The organism is Saccharothrix sabaoui (assembly GCF_051756985.1).
In the GTDB taxonomy this organism is placed as follows: Bacteria; Actinomycetota; Actinomycetes; order Mycobacteriales; family Pseudonocardiaceae; genus Actinosynnema.
The window spans coordinates 40,903-59,494 of record NZ_JBPKJK010000045.1; the positions used below are offsets into that span (position 1 = coordinate 40,903).

General features: G+C 74.3%; 15 protein-coding genes. 7 read left to right on the plus strand and 8 right to left on the minus strand.

Annotated features, from left to right (window positions below; genetic code table 11):
- Positions 1–62: 62 nt before the first annotated feature.
- Both ACR807_RS16400 and ACR807_RS16405 read left to right on the plus strand, forming a co-directional pair.
- A complete protein-coding gene (locus ACR807_RS16400; protein ID WP_438922182.1) occupies positions 63–1,655 on the plus strand; it encodes a glycoside hydrolase family 64 protein in 1,593 nt (530 codons plus the stop codon).
- 170 nt (positions 1,656–1,825) lie between these two features.
- A complete protein-coding gene (locus ACR807_RS16405) occupies positions 1,826–4,318 on the plus strand; it encodes an ABC transporter substrate-binding protein (protein WP_438922183.1) in 2,493 nt (830 codons plus the stop codon).
- A 151-nt stretch (positions 4,319–4,469) separates the two neighbouring features.
- Here ACR807_RS16405 and ACR807_RS16410 read toward each other — a convergent pair whose 3' ends face one another.
- Entirely contained in the window at positions 4,470–5,015 is a 546-nt protein-coding gene (locus ACR807_RS16410; RefSeq protein WP_438922184.1) for a carboxymuconolactone decarboxylase family protein, read from the minus strand.
- 112 nt (positions 5,016–5,127) lie between these two features.
- On the opposite strand from ACR807_RS16410, the gene ACR807_RS16415 reads away from it, so the two are divergent.
- On the plus strand, positions 5,128–5,769 hold the full coding sequence (locus ACR807_RS16415; RefSeq protein ID WP_438922185.1) for a MarR family winged helix-turn-helix transcriptional regulator: 642 nt from the start codon (positions 5,128–5,130) through the stop codon (positions 5,767–5,769).
- A 60-nt stretch (positions 5,770–5,829) separates the two neighbouring features.
- Here ACR807_RS16415 and ACR807_RS16420 read toward each other — a convergent pair whose 3' ends face one another.
- Positions 5,830–7,137: an aminotransferase-like domain-containing protein gene (locus tag ACR807_RS16420; protein WP_438922186.1), complete on the minus strand. Its 1,308-nt coding sequence runs from the start codon at positions 7,135–7,137 to the stop codon at positions 5,830–5,832.
- An 84-nt stretch (positions 7,138–7,221) separates the two neighbouring features.
- Here ACR807_RS16420 and ACR807_RS16425 point away from each other — a divergent pair, with 84 nt between their 5' ends.
- Positions 7,222–7,998 carry an alpha/beta fold hydrolase gene (locus tag ACR807_RS16425; protein ID WP_438922187.1) on the plus strand — a complete coding sequence of 259 codons (777 nt, stop codon included), beginning with the start codon at positions 7,222–7,224 and terminating at the stop codon, positions 7,996–7,998.
- Here ACR807_RS16425 and ACR807_RS16430 read toward each other — a convergent pair.
- Together ACR807_RS16430 and ACR807_RS16435 are read right to left on the minus strand one after the other, a co-directional pair.
- Positions 7,995–9,044, minus strand: coding sequence for a serine/threonine-protein kinase (locus tag ACR807_RS16430; protein WP_438922188.1), 1,050 nt, complete (start codon positions 9,042–9,044; stop codon positions 7,995–7,997). The two genes, ACR807_RS16425 and ACR807_RS16430, sit on opposite strands and share 4 nt — an antisense overlap.
- Before the next feature lie 121 nt (positions 9,045–9,165).
- Positions 9,166–10,113, minus strand: a complete 948-nt coding sequence (locus ACR807_RS16435) for a lysyl oxidase family protein (RefSeq protein WP_438922189.1) — start codon at positions 10,111–10,113, stop codon at positions 9,166–9,168.
- Between the two features lie 229 nt (positions 10,114–10,342).
- Here ACR807_RS16435 and wecB point away from each other — a divergent pair, with 229 nt between their 5' ends.
- The gene (wecB, locus tag ACR807_RS16440) at positions 10,343–11,506 is read left to right on the plus strand and encodes a non-hydrolyzing UDP-N-acetylglucosamine 2-epimerase (RefSeq protein ID WP_438922196.1); all 1,164 of its coding nucleotides are present in this window, start codon (positions 10,343–10,345) and stop codon (positions 11,504–11,506) included.
- Here the strand turns inward: wecB and ACR807_RS16445 are convergent.
- Complete coding sequence (locus ACR807_RS16445; RefSeq protein ID WP_438922190.1) at positions 11,424–12,764, minus strand: NAD(P)/FAD-dependent oxidoreductase; 1,341 nt, start codon at positions 12,762–12,764, stop codon at positions 11,424–11,426. The genes wecB and ACR807_RS16445 overlap by 83 nt on opposite strands.
- Positions 12,764–13,582: a glycosyltransferase gene (locus ACR807_RS16450; RefSeq protein ID WP_438922191.1), complete on the minus strand. Its 819-nt coding sequence runs from the start codon at positions 13,580–13,582 to the stop codon at positions 12,764–12,766. Before ACR807_RS16450 ends, ACR807_RS16445 begins: the two co-directional genes overlap by 1 nt.
- Before the next feature lie 342 nt (positions 13,583–13,924).
- Here ACR807_RS16450 and ACR807_RS16455 point away from each other — a divergent pair, with 342 nt between their 5' ends.
- Positions 13,925–15,334: a sugar transferase gene (locus tag ACR807_RS16455; protein WP_438922192.1), complete on the plus strand. Its 1,410-nt coding sequence runs from the start codon at positions 13,925–13,927 to the stop codon at positions 15,332–15,334.
- Complete coding sequence (locus ACR807_RS16460; protein WP_438922193.1) at positions 15,316–16,839, plus strand: putative glycoside hydrolase family 15 protein; 1,524 nt, start codon at positions 15,316–15,318, stop codon at positions 16,837–16,839. Before ACR807_RS16455 ends, ACR807_RS16460 begins: the two co-directional genes overlap by 19 nt.
- 69 nt (positions 16,840–16,908) lie before the next feature.
- Here the strand turns inward: ACR807_RS16460 and ACR807_RS16465 are convergent, their stop codons facing one another.
- Both ACR807_RS16465 and ACR807_RS16470 read right to left on the minus strand, forming a co-directional pair.
- Positions 16,909–18,006: a glycosyltransferase family 4 protein gene (locus ACR807_RS16465; protein ID WP_438922194.1), complete on the minus strand. Its 1,098-nt coding sequence runs from the start codon at positions 18,004–18,006 to the stop codon at positions 16,909–16,911.
- Positions 18,003–18,592, minus strand: a 590-nt coding sequence (locus tag ACR807_RS16470; RefSeq protein ID WP_438922195.1) for a glycosyltransferase family 4 protein, incomplete at its 5' end; no start/stop codon positions are given. The genes ACR807_RS16465 and ACR807_RS16470, both read right to left, overlap by 4 nt.

Consider the following 18,592-nt stretch of genomic DNA (forward strand, 5'->3'; position numbering starts at 1 on the left):
CGCCCCACCGCCCTGAAACCGGTCGGGCGTCTGCCGACAGCACCCTGCACGAGGAGTCAACGATGCGCACTCGAACGAAGTGGTTGAGCGCGCTCGCCGCACTGGCGGCGACCGCGTCGGCGGCTATCGCGATCACACCGGCACAGGCGATCGGCCCCGACCTGCTGCCGCTGACCGTCACCAACAACAGCGGCCGGTCCGAGGCGGTGCACCTGTACGTCCTGGGCACCGACATCCGCAGCGGGCGGCTCGGGTACGTCAACCAGGCGGGCGGGTTCACCCCCTGGTCGCCGGGCGGGAACCCGCCCACGCCGGCCCCCGACGTGTCCATCGCGGGCCCCGGGCTCGGCGGCAGCACGACGTTGCGCGTGCCGCGCTTCATCTCCGGCCGCGTCTACATGTCGTTCGGCGAGAAGCTGAAGTTCTTCCTGACGCCCGACGGCCTGGTGCAGCCCGCGCCGTGGGCGTCCGGCGACCCCAACAGCGGCATCCTGTTCGACTGGAGCGAGTTCACCTACAACGACGCCGGCCTGTGGCTGAACAGCTCCCAGGTGGACATGTTCGCCGTGCCGCACGCGGTGTCGGTGACGGGCGCGAGCGGCGTCACCAAGAAGACCGGTGAGCTGAAGCCCGGCGGGCGGGACGCCATCATCAACGGCATCCGCAACCAGGCCGGCTGGGCGGGGTCGATCATGTCCCGTTCGGACGGCACGGTGCTGCGCGTGCTCGCGCCGGGCAAGGCCGCCGACGTCGGCCAGTTCGACCGCAACTACCTGGACTCGTACATCACCCAGGCGTGGAACGCGTACACGACCAAGACGCTGACCGTGCAGCCGTTCGGCGACCGGCCGGACGTGAAGTACTTCGGCCGCACCTCCGGCACCACGATGAACTTCACCAACCCCGCCGGTCAGCAGGTGGCGTCGTTCGCGAAGCCCTCGACGTCGAACGTGTGGGGCTGCGACGGGGCGCTGGGCGCGCCCAACGACCAGGTGGTCGGCCCGATCGCGCGCACCCTGTGCGCCGCGCTGCACCGCTCCACCCTCGGTCGGATCGACGTCCAGCCCGGCGGCGGCCCGGCCGACTTCTACCAGGGCGCGATCACCAACCACTACTCCCGGTTGGTGCACGCGAACATGGTGGACGGCAAGGCGTACGGCTTCGCGTTCGACGACGTGCAGGCGCAGGAGTCCCTGGTGCACGACGGCGACCCGCGCTCGGCCGGGATCGCGCTGACCCCGTTCACCGGCGGCGGCGTCACTCCCCCGCCCGCCGGCAGCAGCATCGTCAGCAACTGGCACGGCAAGTGCGTCGACGTGCCGAACGGCAACTTCGCCGACGGCCAGCGCCTGGTCGTGCGGGACTGCACGGGTGGCACGAGCCAGAAGTTCGAGTTCGTCGGCGGCACGTTGCGCTCGCAGAACAACAAGTGCGTGGACGTGGCGTGGGGTTCGACGGCCAACGGCGCGGCCGTGCAGCTCGCGACCTGCTCCGGCAACCCGGCCCAGCAGTTCGTCCTGTCCGCCGCGGGCGACCTGGTGAACCCGCAGGCGAACAAGTGCGTGGACATCGCGGAGTGGAACCCGAACAACGACGCGGTCCTGCACACCTGGGACTGCGTCGGCGGCGCGAACCAGAAGTGGCGCCGCGCCTGACGCACGACGACCGACCGACGCCGGGGTGCCTCGCGCACCCCGGCGTCTTCGCGTCGTGACGCCGTCGCGTCCGGCGTCCGGGCGTCGCGGCGTGCCCGTCCACCGGGTGATCAACACCCGGCCGGGGGATGCTCGATCGTGGGGGGCACCGGCTCCCTACCCTGCGCGCCATGGCGGAGAAACCCGACACGGCGGTCGCGCTCACGCACCGGGCCATCGCACTGCGCACCGACGACCCGGAGGGCGCGCGGGCACTGCTCGGCGCGGCGCTGGCGACGGACGCCGAGTACGAACCGGCGTGGCGCTGGCTCGCCGAGCTCGCCACCGACGACGGCGAACGCCTCTTCTGCCTCGACCGGGCGTTCGCGCTCAAGCCCGACCCCGGCACGGACCGGGCTCGGCGGGCGCTGCGCGGCGCGGCGGCCACCGCGCCGCACGAGGTGCACGACGTCGTCGAGCCGCCCCGCCCCGCCGACCCCGAACACCGCCGCTCCCGGACCGCGTGGGTGGCGGCGGGCGCGGTGGTCGCCGTGCTGCTGACCGCGGTCGGCGTGTGGACGGCCACCGGAACCACGGCGAACGACCCGGTGCGCGTCGCCCTCGTCGTCGGCCTCACCGGGGGCGACCCGGCGGCCGCGGCGGACGTCGAACGCGGCGTGCGCCTGCACCTGGACTCGGTCAACGACGCGGGCGGCGTGGCCGGCCACCCGGTCGAGCTGACCGTCCACGACGACGCCGACCGGCCCGAGCGGGCGCGGGAGATCGCCGAGGGGATCGTGCGCGAGGGCCGCGTGCACTACGTCGTCGGGCACGGCGTGAGCGAGACCGCGCTGGCCGCCTCGCCGGTGTACCGCGCGGCGGGCGTCCCGGCCATCACGCCGACCGCCAGTTCCAGCCGCGTCACCGACGAGAGCGACTGGTACTTCCGCAGCACCTACGGCGACCGCACGCAGGGCGACTTCCTCGCCGGGTACGCCGCCGAGGTGCTCGGCGCGCGGGAGGTCGCGGTCGTGCACGACGAGGACGAGAGCGGCCGGTCCGCGAACGCCGCGTTCGCCGACTCGTTCGGCCGGTTCGGCTCGGTCACCTCCCACCCGCTCGACGACGTGGACGCGGTCGTGGCCGCGGTGGCCGCGCGGGACCGGCCGGTCGTGCTGGCCACCGGTCCGGCCAACGGCGCGGAGGTCGTGAAGCGGTTGCGCGCCGGCGGTTTCGAGGCCCCGGTCCTGGGCACCGCCGGACTGGGCACGAAGGCGTTCCACGACTCGCTCGGCGGCGCGACCCGCAACCTCTACCTGGGCACGCCGCTGGCGCACGACGCGCTGCCCGGCCCCGCGCTGGCGTGGGCGGAGGACTTCGAGCAGCGGTACGGGCAGCGGCCGGGGTGGCACGCGGCCACCGGCAGGCAGGCGTTCAACGTGGGCCTGCACGCGATGACCGCCGGCGGCGCGGACTTCCGGCCCGAGCACGTCACCGAGGACCGCAAGCGGTTGCGCGACGCGCTCGCGTCGTTGAAGGACCGGCGCAACGCGTTCCCGGCGCTGCTCGGACCGCTGTACTTCACCGGGAGCGGTTCGGCGCAGATGTCCGTGTCGTTCGTGACGAGCGACGGCACGCGCCTGGTGTCCGCGCCCGTGCAGCTCACGATCTACGAGCCGCCGTCGGCGGACGCGCTGCGCGCCGGGCTGGCGGCCGGGTCGGTCATCGCGGTCGGCGACCGGTACCTGGCGCGGCGGCAGGTGGTGGCCACCGGCATCAACCTCAACGAGGTCCGCGACCTCGACACCCGGGACGGCACCTACTTCGTCGACTTCTTCCTGTGGCTCAAGTACACCGGCGAGCACGCCGCGTCGGACGTGCAGTTCGTCAACTCCGTCAAGCCGGACCTGGGGCTCGGGAAGCCGTTGCGCGACGCCACCGGGCCGGACGGGGCCACCTACCGGCTCTACCGGGTGGCCGACCGGTTCAAGAACGGCTTCGAGTTCCGCAGCTTCCCGTTCGACCGGCAGCAGCTCAGGGTCGTGCTCCAGAACCGCACGCAGACCGCCGACCAGGTGGTGTACGTGACCGACAAGGAGATCCTCGACCAGCCGGCGGAGCACCACCTGCGCAGCGGCGCGGACGCGGACGCCACCATCAACCAGGTGCCGAACTGGGTGGCGCTGTCGGCGCGGTTCTTCCAGCGCACGGTCGGCAGCAGCGACGCCCTCGGCGACGCGTCGGCGGGCGCCGGGGCCAACGGCATCTACTACAGCCAGTACGCGGGGGAGGTCGTGATCGCCCGCGACACCCTGCCGTTCCTGGTGAAGAACCTGCTGCCGCTCGTGCTGCTGGTGTGCGTGACGTACCTGTCGCTGTACTTCAAGGCGTCCGACGGCGCGGCGCCGGTGTCGATGGGCGTCACCGCGATCCTGAGCACCGCCGTGCTGCTGAACAACGTCACGTCCCAGCTGCCGTCGGTCAGCTACACGGTGGCGCTGGAGTGGGGCTACTACGCGTTCATCCTGCTGGCGGCCGGGTGCGTGCTGGTGGCCATGCTGCGCAAGCGCCTGGCCACCCTGAAGCGCGACGACGACGAGCGCCGCCTCACCCGTGCCGCGAGGATCGGCTACCCCACCTACCTCCTGGCCACCGTCCTCGCCTACACCCTCCTCTACGCCTGACCCCGCGAGAGTCCAACCCCCAGGCCCCGAGAGTCCAACCCCCAGGTCGCGAGAGTCGTACCTCCAGGACCCCTGAGTTCTACGTCCGGAACGTAGAACTCAGGAGTCCTGAGCGTTGGACTCTCGAGGCCCGAGCGTTGGACTCTCGCGGTCAGGCGGACTTGTGGAGGGGGACCTCGGGGAAGTCGAGCGGGACGGAGAGGGCGACGTTGACGTAGTTGGTGAAGAGGTTGAGCGCGACGTGCGCCACCAGCTCCACCACCTCCTCGTCGTCGAAACCGGCCTCGCGCAATGCCTCCACGTCGGCGTCGGTCACCTGCGCGCGGTCCTCCACCAGCTTGGCCGCGAAGGTGAGCGCGGCGGCGGCGCGCGGGTCGTGCGAGTGGCCCGCCTGGGCCTGCCCCATGTCCTCGGCGGACACACCCGCCTTGCGCCCCAGGGCGGTGTGGGCGGCCAGGCAGTACTCGCAACTGTTGCGGTCGGCGACGAGCACCGCGACCTGCTCGCCGAGCTTCGCCCCCAGCCGCCCGCCGCCGAGGGCCCCGAAGCCGGCCCACATCATCTTCAGCGCGGCGGGCGAGTTCGCGACGGCCTTGAACATGGCCGGCGTGGCGCCGAACGCGGCGGTGATCTCGTCCAGCAGGGGCTTGGCCTCGCCGGTGGCCGCCTGGGCGTCGATCAGTTCGACTCGGGACATCAGGTGGTGCTCCTGTCATGCGTCGGAAGAACCGTTAGTACTACTATCAATAACGCTAGTAGTACTATCAATGTCACAGGTCCACGTCAAGAGATCGCTAGGAGTGCGAACAGTGGATGTGAGCTTCGACGCGATCAGCGAGCCGGTCCCCAACCGGGTCACCAGCGGGCTCGCCAAGATCGGCGCGGTGCTCCAGAGCCGGGCGTGGAAGGGTGCCGGCCCCGCCGGGGTGACCCCGACGCAGGCGCGGGCACTGGAGCTGCTGCGCGGGCGACCGGCGAGCCTGGGCGGCCTCGCGGCCCTCCTCGGCGTCTCGACCGCGACCGCGAGCACCGCCGTGGGCACCCTGGTCACCAAGGGGCTCGTGGTGAAGGAACCCGGGCCGGACAAGCGGTCCGTGACGCTGCGCCTCACCGGGGCGGGCGAGGCGGTGGCGGACCGCGCGAGCGCGTGGCCCGACTTCCTGAGCCGGGCCGTCGACACCTTCGGCGACGCCGAGCAGGCCGACCTGCTGCTCCTGCTGGTCAAGCTGATCCGCACGTTGCAGCTCAACGGCGACATCCCGCCGCAGCGCACCTGCGTGACCTGCCGCTACTTCCGGCCGCGCGTCCACGAGGGCACCGAGAACCCCCACCACTGCGCCTACCTGGACGCGCCGTTCGGCGACCGGCACCTGCGCCTGGACTGCCCCGAGCAGGCCGACGCCGCGCCCGAGGAGCAGCAACGCGCCTGGGAGCGCTTCGTGGGCGCCTGACCCGGCTGCCCGGGGCCCAGCTGTCCGGGACCTAGCTGTCCGGGGTCCAGCGACCGGGGCTCAGCTGTCCGGGGCGTCGTCCTCCGGGGCGGTCCGGGCCAGCGAGGCCAGCACGTCGAGTGCCTGCACGAGGGTGTCCCGGTCGGTCGAGGCGAGGGCCAGCCGGACGGCGTTCGGGGCGTGCCCGGGCACCACGGCGAACGCGGCGGCCGGGGTGACGGCGATGCCGCGCCGGCTCGCGGCGGCCGTGAAGGTCTCGGCGCGCCAGCGGTCCGGCAGGCGCCACCAGCAGTGGAACGCGCCGGGGTCACCGCGCACGTCGAACCCGGCCAGGTGGGCGCGGGCCAGGGCCTGCCGCTCACGGGCCAGGGCGCGCTTGCGCTCCACGACGGTGTGCACGGTACCGTCGGCGAGCCAGCGGCCGGCGGCGGCGAGCGCGAAGCGGCCCGCCGCCCACCCGCCGGACCGCGCGGTGGCCGCCACCCGGTCCACCAGCTCCGCGGGCGGTACGACGAACCCCAGGGTCAGGCCCGGGGCGAGGCGCTTGGACAGGCTGTCCACGACGGTGGTGCGCTCCGGCGCGAGCGGCGGCACGTCGGGGCCGAGGAACGCGTAGACGGCGTCCTCCACCACCTGCGCGTCCAGCTCGCGCACGACGGACGCCAGCTCGGCGCGCCGCTCGGGCGGCGCGGTCGTGCCGAGCGGGTTGTGCAGGACCGGCTGGAGGTAGAGCGCCCGCACGCCGGCGGCCCGCAGCGCGCCCGGCACGACACCCGCCTCGTCCACGGCCAGCGGCACGAGCGTGATGCCCAGGCGGGTCGCGAGCGCCTTCACCACGGGGTAGGTGACGGCCTCCACGCCGAGCCGCCCGCCCACCGGCACCAGCGCGGCGAGGGCGGCGGCGAGGGCCTGGCGGCCGTTGCCGGTGAACAGCACCCGCCGCGGGTCCGGCGCCCACCCGCCGCGGGCGAGCAGGGCGGCGGTCGCGGCCCGGACCGCGGGCGTGCCGGTGACGCCGGCCGGGGTCATCGCCCCGGCCAGGTCGTCGTCGACGAGCCCGCGCAGGGCGGGCGCCAGCAGCTCGGCCTGGTCGGGCAGCAGGCAGAAGTTGAACTCCAGGTCGACGCGCGCGCCGCCGGGTTCGGCGAGCGCCGGTTCGGCCGGGCGGGTGCGGACGAACGTGCCGCGCCCGACCTCGCCCGTGGTCAGGCCGCGCCGGGCCAGCTCGCCGTAGGCGCGGGCCGCGGTGGACGCGGCGATGCCGTGCCGCCGGGCGAGGCGGCGCTGCGGCGGCAGCCGGTCACCCGGCTTGAGCCTGCCCGCCGCGATGTCGGCGGCGATCCGGTCGGCGATCACCCGGTGGTCCACGCGCACCCCGATTGCACCGAGAGCATTGTCGTCATTGCACCGAGATGGTGCCGCTTCCTAGGCTCGTCGTCAAAGGGGGTGCGCATGAGGAACGCGTACGACGACGAGGGTGACGGCCCGCCGCTGCTGCTGGTGCACGGGCACCCGTTCGACCGGTCGATGTGGCGACCGCAGTTCGAGCACTTCCGCTCCCGGTACCGGGTGGTCGTCCCCGACCTGCGCGGGTACGGCGACGCGCCGGCGGCGACCGGCACCACGCCGCTGAGCGCGTTCGCGGCCGACCTGGTCGCGCTGCTCGACGACCTCGGCATCGACCGGGCCGTGGTGTGCGGGCTGTCGATGGGCGGTCAGATCACCATGGAACTGCACCGGTCGCACCCGGAGCGCGTCCGGGCGCTGGTGCTCGCCGACACCACCCCGGAGCCGGACGACCCCGCCGCCGCGCGGGCCCGGCACGAGGCGGCGGACCGCGTCGAGCGCGAGGGCATCGGCCCCTACGCCGACGAGCTGATGCGGCGGATGATCTCCCCGCGCACGGTGGCCGAACGGCCCGACGTGGCCGACCACGTGCGGCGGATGATGCACGGCGCGCCGCCGTCCGGTGCCGCCGCGGCCCTGCGCGGCCGGGCCGCCCGCCCCGACTACGCGCCCTCGCTGGCCGCGGCCCGGGTGCCCGCCCTGGTCGTCGTCGGCGAGGAGGACGAGTACACGCCGGTCGCCACGGCCCGGCGGCTGCACGAGACCCTCCCCGGCTCGGCGTTCGCCGTGGTGCCGGGCGCCGGGCACCTGCCGAACCTGGAACGGCCGGCGCTGTTCGACGAGGTCGTCGGGCGGTTCCTGGACGAGCTGCCGGACCGCTAGGGGGTGGCCCGGATGGCGTCGATCGGCACCGCGCCACCGGGCCCCACCGGCTGCTCGACCTGCCGGTCCACCCGCTGGTCGGCGCCCGGCCCCTCGACCCGGTCGGCCGCCACCCACGCCCCGCCGACCGCGCACGCCACGGCGGCGGTGGCGATCAGCAGCTTGGTCCGGCCCTTCGGCACGACCGGGAGCACCTCGGTGCGCGCCTCGTCGTCGCGCGGCGGGGGCACCGGCGCGGGCCGGGGCCGCCTGCGCAGCCGCGCCGCGCACTGGGCCGCGGTCGGCCGGCGCTCCGGCGACGTCGACGTCATCGCGGTGAGCAGGCGGTGCAGCTCCGGGGGCAGGGCGGGCGGCACGGCGGGCGGGCGGCGCAGCCTCGCGACCGCCGCCTCCACCCGGCTGCCCTGGTACTCGCGCCGGCCGGTCAGGCACTCCAGCAGCACCAGCCCGAGCGCGTAGACGTCCGCCGCCGGTCCCACCGCCTCGCCGCGCACCTGCTCGGGGGCCAGGTAGGCGGCGGTGCCGATGACCTGGCCGTGGTTCGTGAGCTGCGGCGACCAGGCCGACCTGGCCAGGCCGAAGTCGGCGAGGTGGGGCGCGCCGGACGCGTCGAGCAGGATGTTCGACGGCTTGACGTCCCTGTGCACGACGCCCTGCTCGTGCACGTGCGCCAGCGCGTCGGCCAGCCGCAGGCCCAGCCGCCGGACCTGCGGCAGCGGCAGCGGGCCCCCGGCCAGCCGGTCGCGCAGCGTCGGGCCCTCGACCAGCTGGAGCACCACGAACGAGGTGCGCCCGCAGCGACCGACGTCGTAGACCGACACCAGGCCGGGGTGCGACAGCGCGGCCATCGTCCGCACCTCGTGGTCGAACCGGGTGCTCGCGACCGCGCCGGCGGCGTCGTCGGGGGCGTCGAACAGCTTCACCGCCACGTGGCGGCGCAGCAGCAGGTCCCACCCGCGGTGCACCTCGGCCATGCCGCCGGAGCCGAGCTTGCCCACCAACCGGTAACGGCCGGCGAGCACCCGGTCCTGGGTGGTCAGCGACACGGCTCAGCCCTTCCCGTCGTGGTGCGATCGGCACCGGGTTCCCGGTATCCCGGGGGGCAAACCGGGACGGGGCCGCGGACCGCGCGCCGGTACCCGACCGTGACCACGAAGGGCCCGGCGGTCACCGGGCGCCGGCACAGCGCTCCTGCCCCGGGCAGCTGCGCAGCACCCTGACCAGCGGCGGGGCGGTGACCACGGCGGGTGCCCGGTCGGCGCCGCCCGGCCAGCGCAGCGAGATCGCCATCGAGGAGGCGTTGTTGCCGTAGGACTCCTCGACCAGCGTGCGGTCGCTGTTGACCACGTTGACGACGTCGTAGGTGCCCGACGGCACGCCGGTCAGGTCGAGCCACTGGAAGTCGACGGTGTGCTTGTAGTCGTCGCCGAAGCCCACCGAGATGCCCTCGGCGACCTCCAGCGCCTCCGGGGCGTGGTGGCCGCAGCGGTTCAGCCTCAGGTAGGCGGCGAGCCTGCCCTCCGGCGACGCCCGGTCGACCGGGCGGCGGGCCAGCTCGTCGTCGAGCTCGTAGCGGTCGCCGAGGCAGAAGCCGGTCTTGCGGTCGAGCACGACGGCGTCGCCGGCCGGCGTGCGGAGCTGGAAGTGCTCGAAGCCGAGCAGGTGCCAGTGCGTGTGCGCCGGCGCGGGCTCGTAGTACAGGGTCGCGGGCACGTCGTGCTGCGCCTCGGCGTACGAGCCGGGGATCGAACCGTCCACAGCGGACTGGAACGCCTGCCGCGCGGTCATCGTCGGTTGCGCCGCACTACCGCGGTTGCCGTAGATCAGCAACGGGCCGTCACCCACGTTGTCCGCCGATGTGGTGAACCTGAGCCGCACGGCGCGGCCCGGTTCGCCGAGTCCGAGGCACCTCCCGTTCGGGGCGTCGGGGTCGGCGACCACGCACACGTCCCAGTCGGCGCACCACGCCGGGTTGCCGGCGAACCCGCCGGCGCAGCCGATGGGCGCCTGTCTCAGGTCCGGCAGCAGGACCGAGTCGACGGCCTGCGCGTCCGACGGCCCGACGGCAGCCGCCACCAGCACCGCGGTGGCGGCCAGGGCCGCATACCTGCGCACGTTCTTCTCCCGGGTTGTCGGTCGGGCACGAGTGGTCCACGCGAAACCTAATGAGGTACCCGACCGGAAACCGAACCACACCCGGGAAGTTCACTCGATCGACTGAGGCACAAGGAAAAGCGGCCACCGGGACCCTAACCTTCTCCGCGTTCGCGCGCCGGGTGCGCGCGAGGACGTCCGCGAACCGGAGGTGGGTCAGATCGACGCAGGAGCTCTCGGCACGGTGACGATGGTGTGCGGCACGAGGCCGGAGCTGATCAAGCTGGCCCCGTTGATCCGCCTGATCGGCACCCGCGCCACCGTCGTCTACACCGGCCAGCACTACGACGCCTCGATGTACCACCGCATCCGGCGCGACATCGGCAGCCCCGGCCGGTTCCACGAGCTGGCGGTCGGCGGCGCGCGGCGCGGCACGCAGCTCGGCTCGGCCGTGGCCGCGGTGGACGAACTGCTGGCCGAGCACCCGACCGCGGCGGTGATCGTGCAGGGCGACACGACGTCCGCGCTCGCCGGCGCGCTGGCGGCCAACGCCAACGACGTGCCGCTGGTGCACGTCGAGGCGGGGTTGCGCAGCTACGACCGGGCGATGCCCGAGGAGCACAACCGGGTGGCGATCGACCACCTCGCCGACCTGTGCTGCGCGCCGACCGAGCTGAACCGCGCCAACCTGCTGCACGAGGGCGTGCCGGACGAGCGCATCGCGATCACCGGCAACACCGTGGTGGAGGCGCTGGCGACCGCGCTGCCCGGCCACGACGAGGAGGCCGTGGTGCTGGCCTCGCACGAGCTGCGGCAGGACGGGTACGTGCTGGCCACGATCCACCGGCCGGAGAACGTGGACGACCCGGCGAACCTGGAGTCGATCCTGCGCGAGCTGGCGCGCCTGCCGCTGCCGGTGGTCCTGCCGCTGCACCCGCGCACGGCCAAGCGCGTGGCGGGCTTCGGCCTGACCGGCCTGCTGGCGAACCTGAGGGTGGTGGAACCGCAGGCGTACCCGGCGTTCCTGGCGCTGGCGCGCTGCGCCGCCGTCGTCGTCTCCGACTCGGGCGGCATCCAGGAGGAGGTCAGCGTCCTCAAGCGGCCGGTGGTCGTGGTGCGCCGCAGCACCGAGCGCCCCGAGATCGAGGGCACGTTCGGCACGCTCGTGCCGCCGGGGCAGCGGGTGCGCACCGAGGTGCTGCGCTGGCTGGACGACGTGCCGGGCCACCGGGAGCGGCTGGGGCGCATCCCGTCGCCGTACGGCAGCGGCTCGCCGTCGGCCGTGATCGCCGACGCGCTGCGGCGACTGGTCCGCGGCGAGCCGCCCCTGCTCACCCCGGAACGGGTTGTGGTGCCCCCGCCAGCGTCCCGACCGCTGAGTTCGCCAGGCCCACGCTCGAGTTCCAGCTCGTGACGTCCGGGTAGGCGTGGGCGGTGGTCGCCAGCACCAGCGGGGTGCCGGCGACCACCATCGGCGGCCGGCGCGCCAGGTAGCCCAGCGGGTGCACCGGTTCCACGTACGGGGCCTTGAACACGCGCACGTCGTCCACGTCCGCCCGGTTGAGGTCGGGGTGCAGGCCGAGCAGCTGCGAGGTCCAGCGCGAGGCGATCGAGGCGTCGTCCTCGCGGAACAGCGCCGAGCCCCGGTCGGTGTAGTGCATGGCGTACACCAGGTGCCGGCCGCCGTACGGCTCGACGCCCGCGAGCGGCGTCATCTCGACCACGCCGTCGAACTCCGTGCCGGAGGCGACCACCGGCGTCCAGTAGTGCCCGGACAGCGGTCGCTTGAGGAAGAACAGCGCGTTCACCACGCCCTGGTAGGGCAGGTCGAGGTCGGGCAGGCGCGCGGCCAGGTCGTCGTCGGCGAGCTGCCGCAGCAGCGGCAGGGGCAGCGTGGACACCGCGCGGTCGGCGGTCACCACGTCGTCGGGCAGCTCCAGCCGCACGCCGTCGGCCGTGCCGATCCGCCGCACGGGGGCGTTGAGCCGCACCTCGCCGCCGCCGGCCTCGATCGACGCCCTCAGCGCCTCGATGACCGACCGGTAGCCGCCGTCGGGGTACCCGCGCACCGACACGGCACCCTCGCGCCCCAGCCGCTGCCACAGGTACAGCGCGGGCACGTCGCCGAAGCGCGCGCCGAACTTCGCGCCGAACAGGGGCGCGAGCAGCAGCTCCCACACCCGGTCGCCGTACAGGCCGCGCAACCAGTCCTCGGTGCGCGTGGTGTCCAGCTCCCTGCCCTCGCCGAGCCGGCGCAGCAGCAGCGACACGACGCCGAACCGCACCCGGTCGCGCAGCCCCAACGGGGTGAACCTGAGCAGGTCCAGGGCGTTGTTGAACGGGTAGCCGCGCCCGTTGACGACCATGCCCATCCGGGTGCGCCGCCACCTGACGGAGTCGCGCAGGCCGAGTTCGCCGAGCAGGCCGAGCAGGTGGTCGTCGGACGGCATCACGCAGTGGTAGAAGCGCTCCACCCACCGGTCGCGCCACGGGAAGAACGTGCCGAGGCCGCCGAGCTGGTCGCCGCCCTCCAGCAGGGTGACCCGCGCGCCGGAGCGCACCAGGCGGTGCGCGGTGGCCAGGCCGCAGATGCCGCCGCCGACCACGGCGACGTGCCGCCCGCCCAGGCCCGGTGCCGCGGGGCGGGGCGCCCCCGGGGCCGGCGCCGCCATCACAGCGCCCGGTGCGGCGCGGGCGAGAGCCGGTCGCGGACCAGCAGCTTCGCGTACTGGCCGACCGTCCGCGCGATCCGGATCTTGCTCGGGCTGCCCTTGCGGTCGTAGCGCAGCACCAGCGGCACCTCGGTGACGACCGGCCGGCAGTGGCGCAGCTTCATCAGCAGCTCGACCATGCAGGCGAAGCCGCGCTCCTCGATCAGCCGCTCGCCCCAGTGGTCGGAGGCGCGCGCGAGCAGGCTCACCCGGTAGGCGCGGAACCCGCTGGTGAAGTCGCGGACGCCGTCGACCCGCAGCACCCGGCGGAACAGCACCGCCGCGCCGCGCGAGAGCAGCCGGCGCGCGGCGGGCGCGGTCGCGTCGTCGCCGCCCGCGACGAACCGGGAGCAGATCACGACGTCCGCGCCGGCCGCGACCTCGCGCTCCAGCAGCCGGATCAGGTCCGGGTCGTGCGTGTCGTCGGCGTCCATCACGACCACCACGTCGGAGTCGTCGGCCTCGGCGAGCACGGCGCGCAGGCCGGACTGGACGGCCTGGCCGAGGCCGAGGTTGACCTCGTGGCGGACGAGCCGGACGTCGAGCCCCGGCACACCGGCCTCGGCGATCTCGGCGGTGGCGTCGGACGAGCCGTCGTCGACGACCCACGCGGTGAGTCGTCCGGTGCGGGCGACGTCCGCGAGCCGGGTCAGCAGCGGCGGGAGCGAGGCCGCCTCGTTGTAGGCGGGCAGCACCACGTGGGCCCGGGCGCGCTCGGCGGACGAGGCTGGTCCGCCCCGTTCCCGCACGGCTCGCGCGCCACCTTCGTCGACGGTCAAGAGGCCCCATTTCACTGGATCGCGGATGTCGGGCCAGAATTATTCGCCTGGGCACCCCGGCGGGATTCATCCACCCCGCTCCCCGCGGGTGCGCAGCAGGATGAATCAGACCGGATATACCGCCCAGACGATCACCGATAAGGGGAACAGCATTGACCGGAAGAGTGAAATAACCCGAGCAGTCGGCACTGGATATGCACCGAGTGAGATGAATTCCCCGTTCGGATGTTCTCGATCGGGTGACAGGTATCGACTTCATGGTGGAGAGGACGTCGTCCTGATGTGGTGTGGCGTGGACGGGACGCCCTCGGGGCCCCGCAAGGGCGGTCCGAGGTGAACGGGGTGGGCTCGGCGACCACCTCGCCGCCGGTGTCGCGGTGGCGGCACTCGAAGCCCCGCGAGGCGTGGTGGCGCGACGCGCTGCGGCGGGTCAACGCGGTGGCCGTGCTGCTGGTCGCGGTGGACGTGGCGGCGGTGGCGCTGGTGTGCGCCCGGCACGCGCCGCCGGGGTGGCGGGCGACCGCGCTGGTGGCGGTGGCGCTGCTCGGCGCGCGCGGGGCGTGCAGGCTCTACCGGCGGCGGCTGTGGCTGTCCTGGTTCCACGACCTGCCGCGCTCGGTGGGGGCGACGGCACTGGCGTTCGCCCTGGTCACGTGCGTCGACCTGGTCGCGGGCACGCCGCCGGCCGACACCCGGGCCGCGCAGTGGTCGGTGCTCGCGTTCGCCGCCGCGAGCGAACCGGCCCGGCTCGCCGTGTTCGCCTTCGGCCGCTGGGCCCGCCGCCGGTTCCACCGGTGCGACCGCACGATCGTGGTGGGCGCGGGCAAGGTCGGCGTCGACCTGGTCGGCTCGATGCTGGCGCACCCCGAGTTCGGCCTGCGCCCGGTCGGGTTCATCGACCCCGAACCCGTGCTCGACCCGGCCGCGCTGCCCGTGGACCTGCTCGACGAGGACCTCGCCGACGCGATCACCCGGCTCGGCGTGGGCACCGTGGTCCTCGCGTTCTCCCGGACCCGCGAGTCGTCCGTGGTCGACTCCGCCATCACCGCCCACCGGCTCGGCTGCACCACGCTCGTCGTGCCCCGGATGTTCGAGCTGTACCAGGACGGGCCCGACATCGAGCGGCTGCGCAGCTACCCCCTGATGCGGCTGGGCACCGCGCCGACCAGCCGGCCCACCTGGTGGGTCAAGCGCGCGATGGACGTGCTGCTGGCGGCGGTGGCGCTGGTCGTGCTGTCGCCGGTCATCGCGGCGTGCGCGCTCGCCGTGCTGCTGGAGAGCGGGCGGCCGGTGATCTTCCGCCAGGTCCGGGTCGGCATGGATGATCACCCATTCGTGCTTTACAAACTGCGCAGCGTGAGAATGAACGGCAGTGACGATTCACAAGTCACCTGGTCGGTTGTCGGAGATCGCCGGGTCGGACCAGTCGGACGATTCCTGCGCAGCAGTTCCCTGGACGAACTACCGCAGTTGTGGAACATCATCCGGGGCGACATGTCCATCGTCGGACCGCGCCCCGAGAGGCCGGGTTTCGTGCGCGAGTTCTCCGCGATCCACGAGTTGTACTGGGCCCGACACCGGGTGCCCACCGGGTTGACCGGATTGGCGCAGGTGCACGGGCTGAGGGGTGACACCTCGATCGTCGACCGGTCGCGCTACGACAACTACTACATAGCGAACTGGTCGTTGTGGCTCGACGTCAAGATCCTGTTGCAGACGGTGGGTGAGTTGTTGTGCCGAAGGGACCGCTGACCCCGCGCCCGCGCCGGGCGCTCGGCCTGCTGTGCGCCGCGCTCCTGCTGCTCGCCCCGGCGGGGTGCACGTTCGGGTCGGCCACGGGCCAGCCCGGCACGAGGGGCGACGTGCCCGGTGACGCGCTGGCGCCGCCGCCCAAGCCCCTGGCGCCGTGCGCCTGGTGGTACGGCATCGGCGAGCCGCCGTCCTCCATGGAGATCAAGTTCGCCGCGCTGCACTACGACCTCGTGGTGCTCAACGCGACCGAGACGGTCGCCCTGCGCCGGCTGAAGAAGCTGAACCCGAAGGTGAAGGTGCTGGTCTACAAGGACTTCTCCAGCACCCGCAACTACCCGGGCGCGGTGATCGGCGACGTCGACGCGCCGCTGCTGCCCAGCGGGCTCGGGTACATGAAGACCCAGCGCGAGCACCCGCAGTGGTTCGCGGTGGACACGGAGGGCCAACGCATCGAGTGGAAGGGCTACCCGAAGCACTGGCAGATGACCGTGTGGGACCCGGCCTACCAGAAGGCGTGGACCGACGCCGTCACCGCCGAGGTGGTGCGCGAGGGCTGGGACGGCGTGCTGGCGGACAACGACTTCGCCTCGCTGAGGTACTACTCGACGGCCCTGCTGAAGGACACCACGACCGCCGTCGAGACCGACCGGACGATCCGCGAGGGCCTCGACGTGTTCCTGACGACGGCGGGCGAGTCGCTGCGCAAGGCCGGGAAGATGCTCATCCCCAACGTGTCCGAGTCGCACCTGACGGCGGGCCGGTGGTCGGCGCACTCCCGGTACGACGGGGCGATGGAGGAGAACTTCGGGCTGCGCGACACCGGCACCGGCGAGCTGCTCACGTTCAAGGGCAACGAGTTCAAGGAGCTGCGCGCCCAGGCCGCGCTCGGCGAGTCGTGGTTGCTGCTGGTCACCCACGTGAAGGGCGCGCGCGAGGAGCGGGTCGGCTACGCCACGGCGGCGCTGCTCGCGAGCCCGCACACGTGCTGGAACGGCGCGTCCACCGCGGACTACCGGCACCCGGACTGGTCGCCCTACCAGGAGACCCCGCTGGGCGAGGCGGTGGAGACGGCGAACCGCCTGCTCAACGGCGCGTGGGACCGCCGGTTCTCGGGCGGGTACGTGGCGGTCAACCCGACGGCGGCGCCGGCGGAGGTCAACCCGCCGGAGGGCTACCTGAACGTCGACACGGACCGGCCGGTGCCGAGCACGCTGGAGCTGGGGCCGGGCGACGCCGTGGTGCTGGTCAAGCCGCCGGCCGACGACACGTCCGCGCCGGCCACGACCCCCACTCCGACCACGTTCACCCCGACCGCCACACCCCCGGCGGCCACCCCCGACCCGACCACGCCGGACCCGACCGCCACCGAGCCGACCGCACCCGACCCCACCGACCCCGACCCCACCGCTGTCGACCCCACCGACCCCGGCACCGCGCCCGGCCCGACCACCGCGCCCGCCGGACCGACGACACCGCCACCGGGCGCGACACCCCCGCCCACGTAGCGCCCGACCGATCCCCCCGACCGGTCGGGTCACCGCACCGAGCCGACCGGTCGGGGTGGTGCGGTGCGCTCAGGGGCGGCGGCCGGTCAGGGACCAGTACAGGTCCAGGTGGCGGCGGGCGCAGGCGTGCGGCGTGAACCGCTCCCCCGCGCGTTGCGCCAGCAGGCGGCCGGTGCGGGCCGGGTCCGGGTCGGCGAACAGCGCGCGCAGGCGGGCGGCCAGGTCGGCGACGTCCCCCGCCACCGCCAGGTGGCCCGCCCCGCCGAGCATGTCGGCGACCCCGCCCGTGTCGGTCGCCACCACCGGCTTGCCCGCCGCCATCGCCTCGGCCACCACCAGGGGCTGCTGCTCCATCGTCGACGGCAGCACCAGGGCGTCGTGGTGGCGCAGCAGGTCCGGCACGTCCGGCCGGAAGCCCAGGAACTCCACCCGGCCGCCCAGCGCCCGCGCCGACCGCTCGGCCACCCCGCGCTGCGGGCCGTCGCCGACGACGGTCAGCGTGGCGTCCCCCGGCATCACACCGGGCAGCGCGAGCGCCTCCAGCAACGCGGTCAGGCCCTTGCGCTCCACCAGCAACCCGACGAACACCAGCCGCCGCACGGGACCCGCCGGGGGGTGCACGCGCGCCGGCTCCACGCAGTTGTCGATGTGCGCCAACCGCGTCCCCGGCACGCGCAGCCGCGAGTTCAGGAACCGCCCCATGGCCCGCGCGGGCACGACGGTCCGGTGCACGGTCCGCGCGACGACCGCGTCGGCCGCCAGCACGGTCCGCGTGTACGCCGACGGCGCGACCGCCCGCGGCACGCCCCGGAACCACTCCTCGCCCACGTCGTCGGGCACGCCGTGGTAGGTCTGCACCACCCGGTGCCGCAGCCGCAGCCCGGCACCGACCAGCCCGGCCCGCCGGTCCTGGGCGTGCACCACGTCGGGCCGCCACGCCGCCACCGCCGCCCGCGCCCGCCGCCCGGCGAGCAGGTCGCCCTTCGCCGCGACCTCGACCGGTTCGTGGTGCCCGCCCAGCACCTCCGCGCCGCGCCGGGGCACGGGCCCGAAGACCCGCACGTCCGCCTCGCCGGAGTCGAGCAGCGCCCTGGCGAGCCGCACGGTCACGTCGACCGGCCCGCCGCTGTCCTGCGTGAGCAGGTACGCGATCCGCAACGGCCTCACCGGCCACCTCCCGACACGACCTTCTCCACCACCATCGCCACCTGCTCCGCCGCCTGCCGCCGGTCGAACAGCAGCTCGACCCGCCGCCGGCCCCGCCGCCCCTCCCGGTACGCGAGGGCGGGGTCGGTCAACCGGCGGGCGACCGCGTCGGCCAGCGCGGGCACGTCACCGGCGGGCAGCACCGCGCCCGCGTCGCCGACGCCCTGCCGCACCCCGCCCACGTCGAACGCCACCACGGGCCGCGCGCACGCCATCGCCTCCAGCGGCACGAGCGCCATCCCCTCGGCCCGCGACGGCACCACGACGACGTCGGCCGCCGCGTAGAAGTCGGCCACCTCGTCGTCGTGCCCCCACCACCGCACGGACGGGTCGCCGCACGCGGACCGCCACCGCTCCCCCATCGGACCGTCGCCCACGAGCACCAGCCGCGCACGGGGCACGGCCGCGCGCACCGCGGGCCACGCCGCGAGCAGCAGGTCCTGCCCCTTGAGCGGCGCGAGCCTGCCGACGCACACCGCGGTGGGCGCGTCGACCAGCCCGAGCCGCCGCCGCGCCGCCGCCCGGTCGTCCGGCCGCAACCGGTCGA

Coding starts and splice junctions, on each gene's coding strand:
- ACR807_RS16400 (WP_438922182.1), top strand. CDS start 63: ATGCGCACTCGAACGAAGTGGTTGAGCGCGCTCGCCGCACTGGCGGCG.
- ACR807_RS16405 (WP_438922183.1), top strand. CDS start 1,826: ATGGCGGAGAAACCCGACACGGCGGTCGCGCTCACGCACCGGGCCATC.
- ACR807_RS16410 (WP_438922184.1), bottom strand. CDS start 5,015: ATGTCCCGAGTCGAACTGATCGACGCCCAGGCGGCCACCGGCGAGGCC.
- ACR807_RS16425 (WP_438922187.1), top strand. CDS start 7,222: ATGAGGAACGCGTACGACGACGAGGGTGACGGCCCGCCGCTGCTGCTG.
- wecB (WP_438922196.1), top strand. CDS start 10,343: ATGGTGTGCGGCACGAGGCCGGAGCTGATCAAGCTGGCCCCGTTGATC.
- ACR807_RS16445 (WP_438922190.1), bottom strand. CDS start 12,764: ATGGCGGCGCCGGCCCCGGGGGCGCCCCGCCCCGCGGCACCGGGCCTG.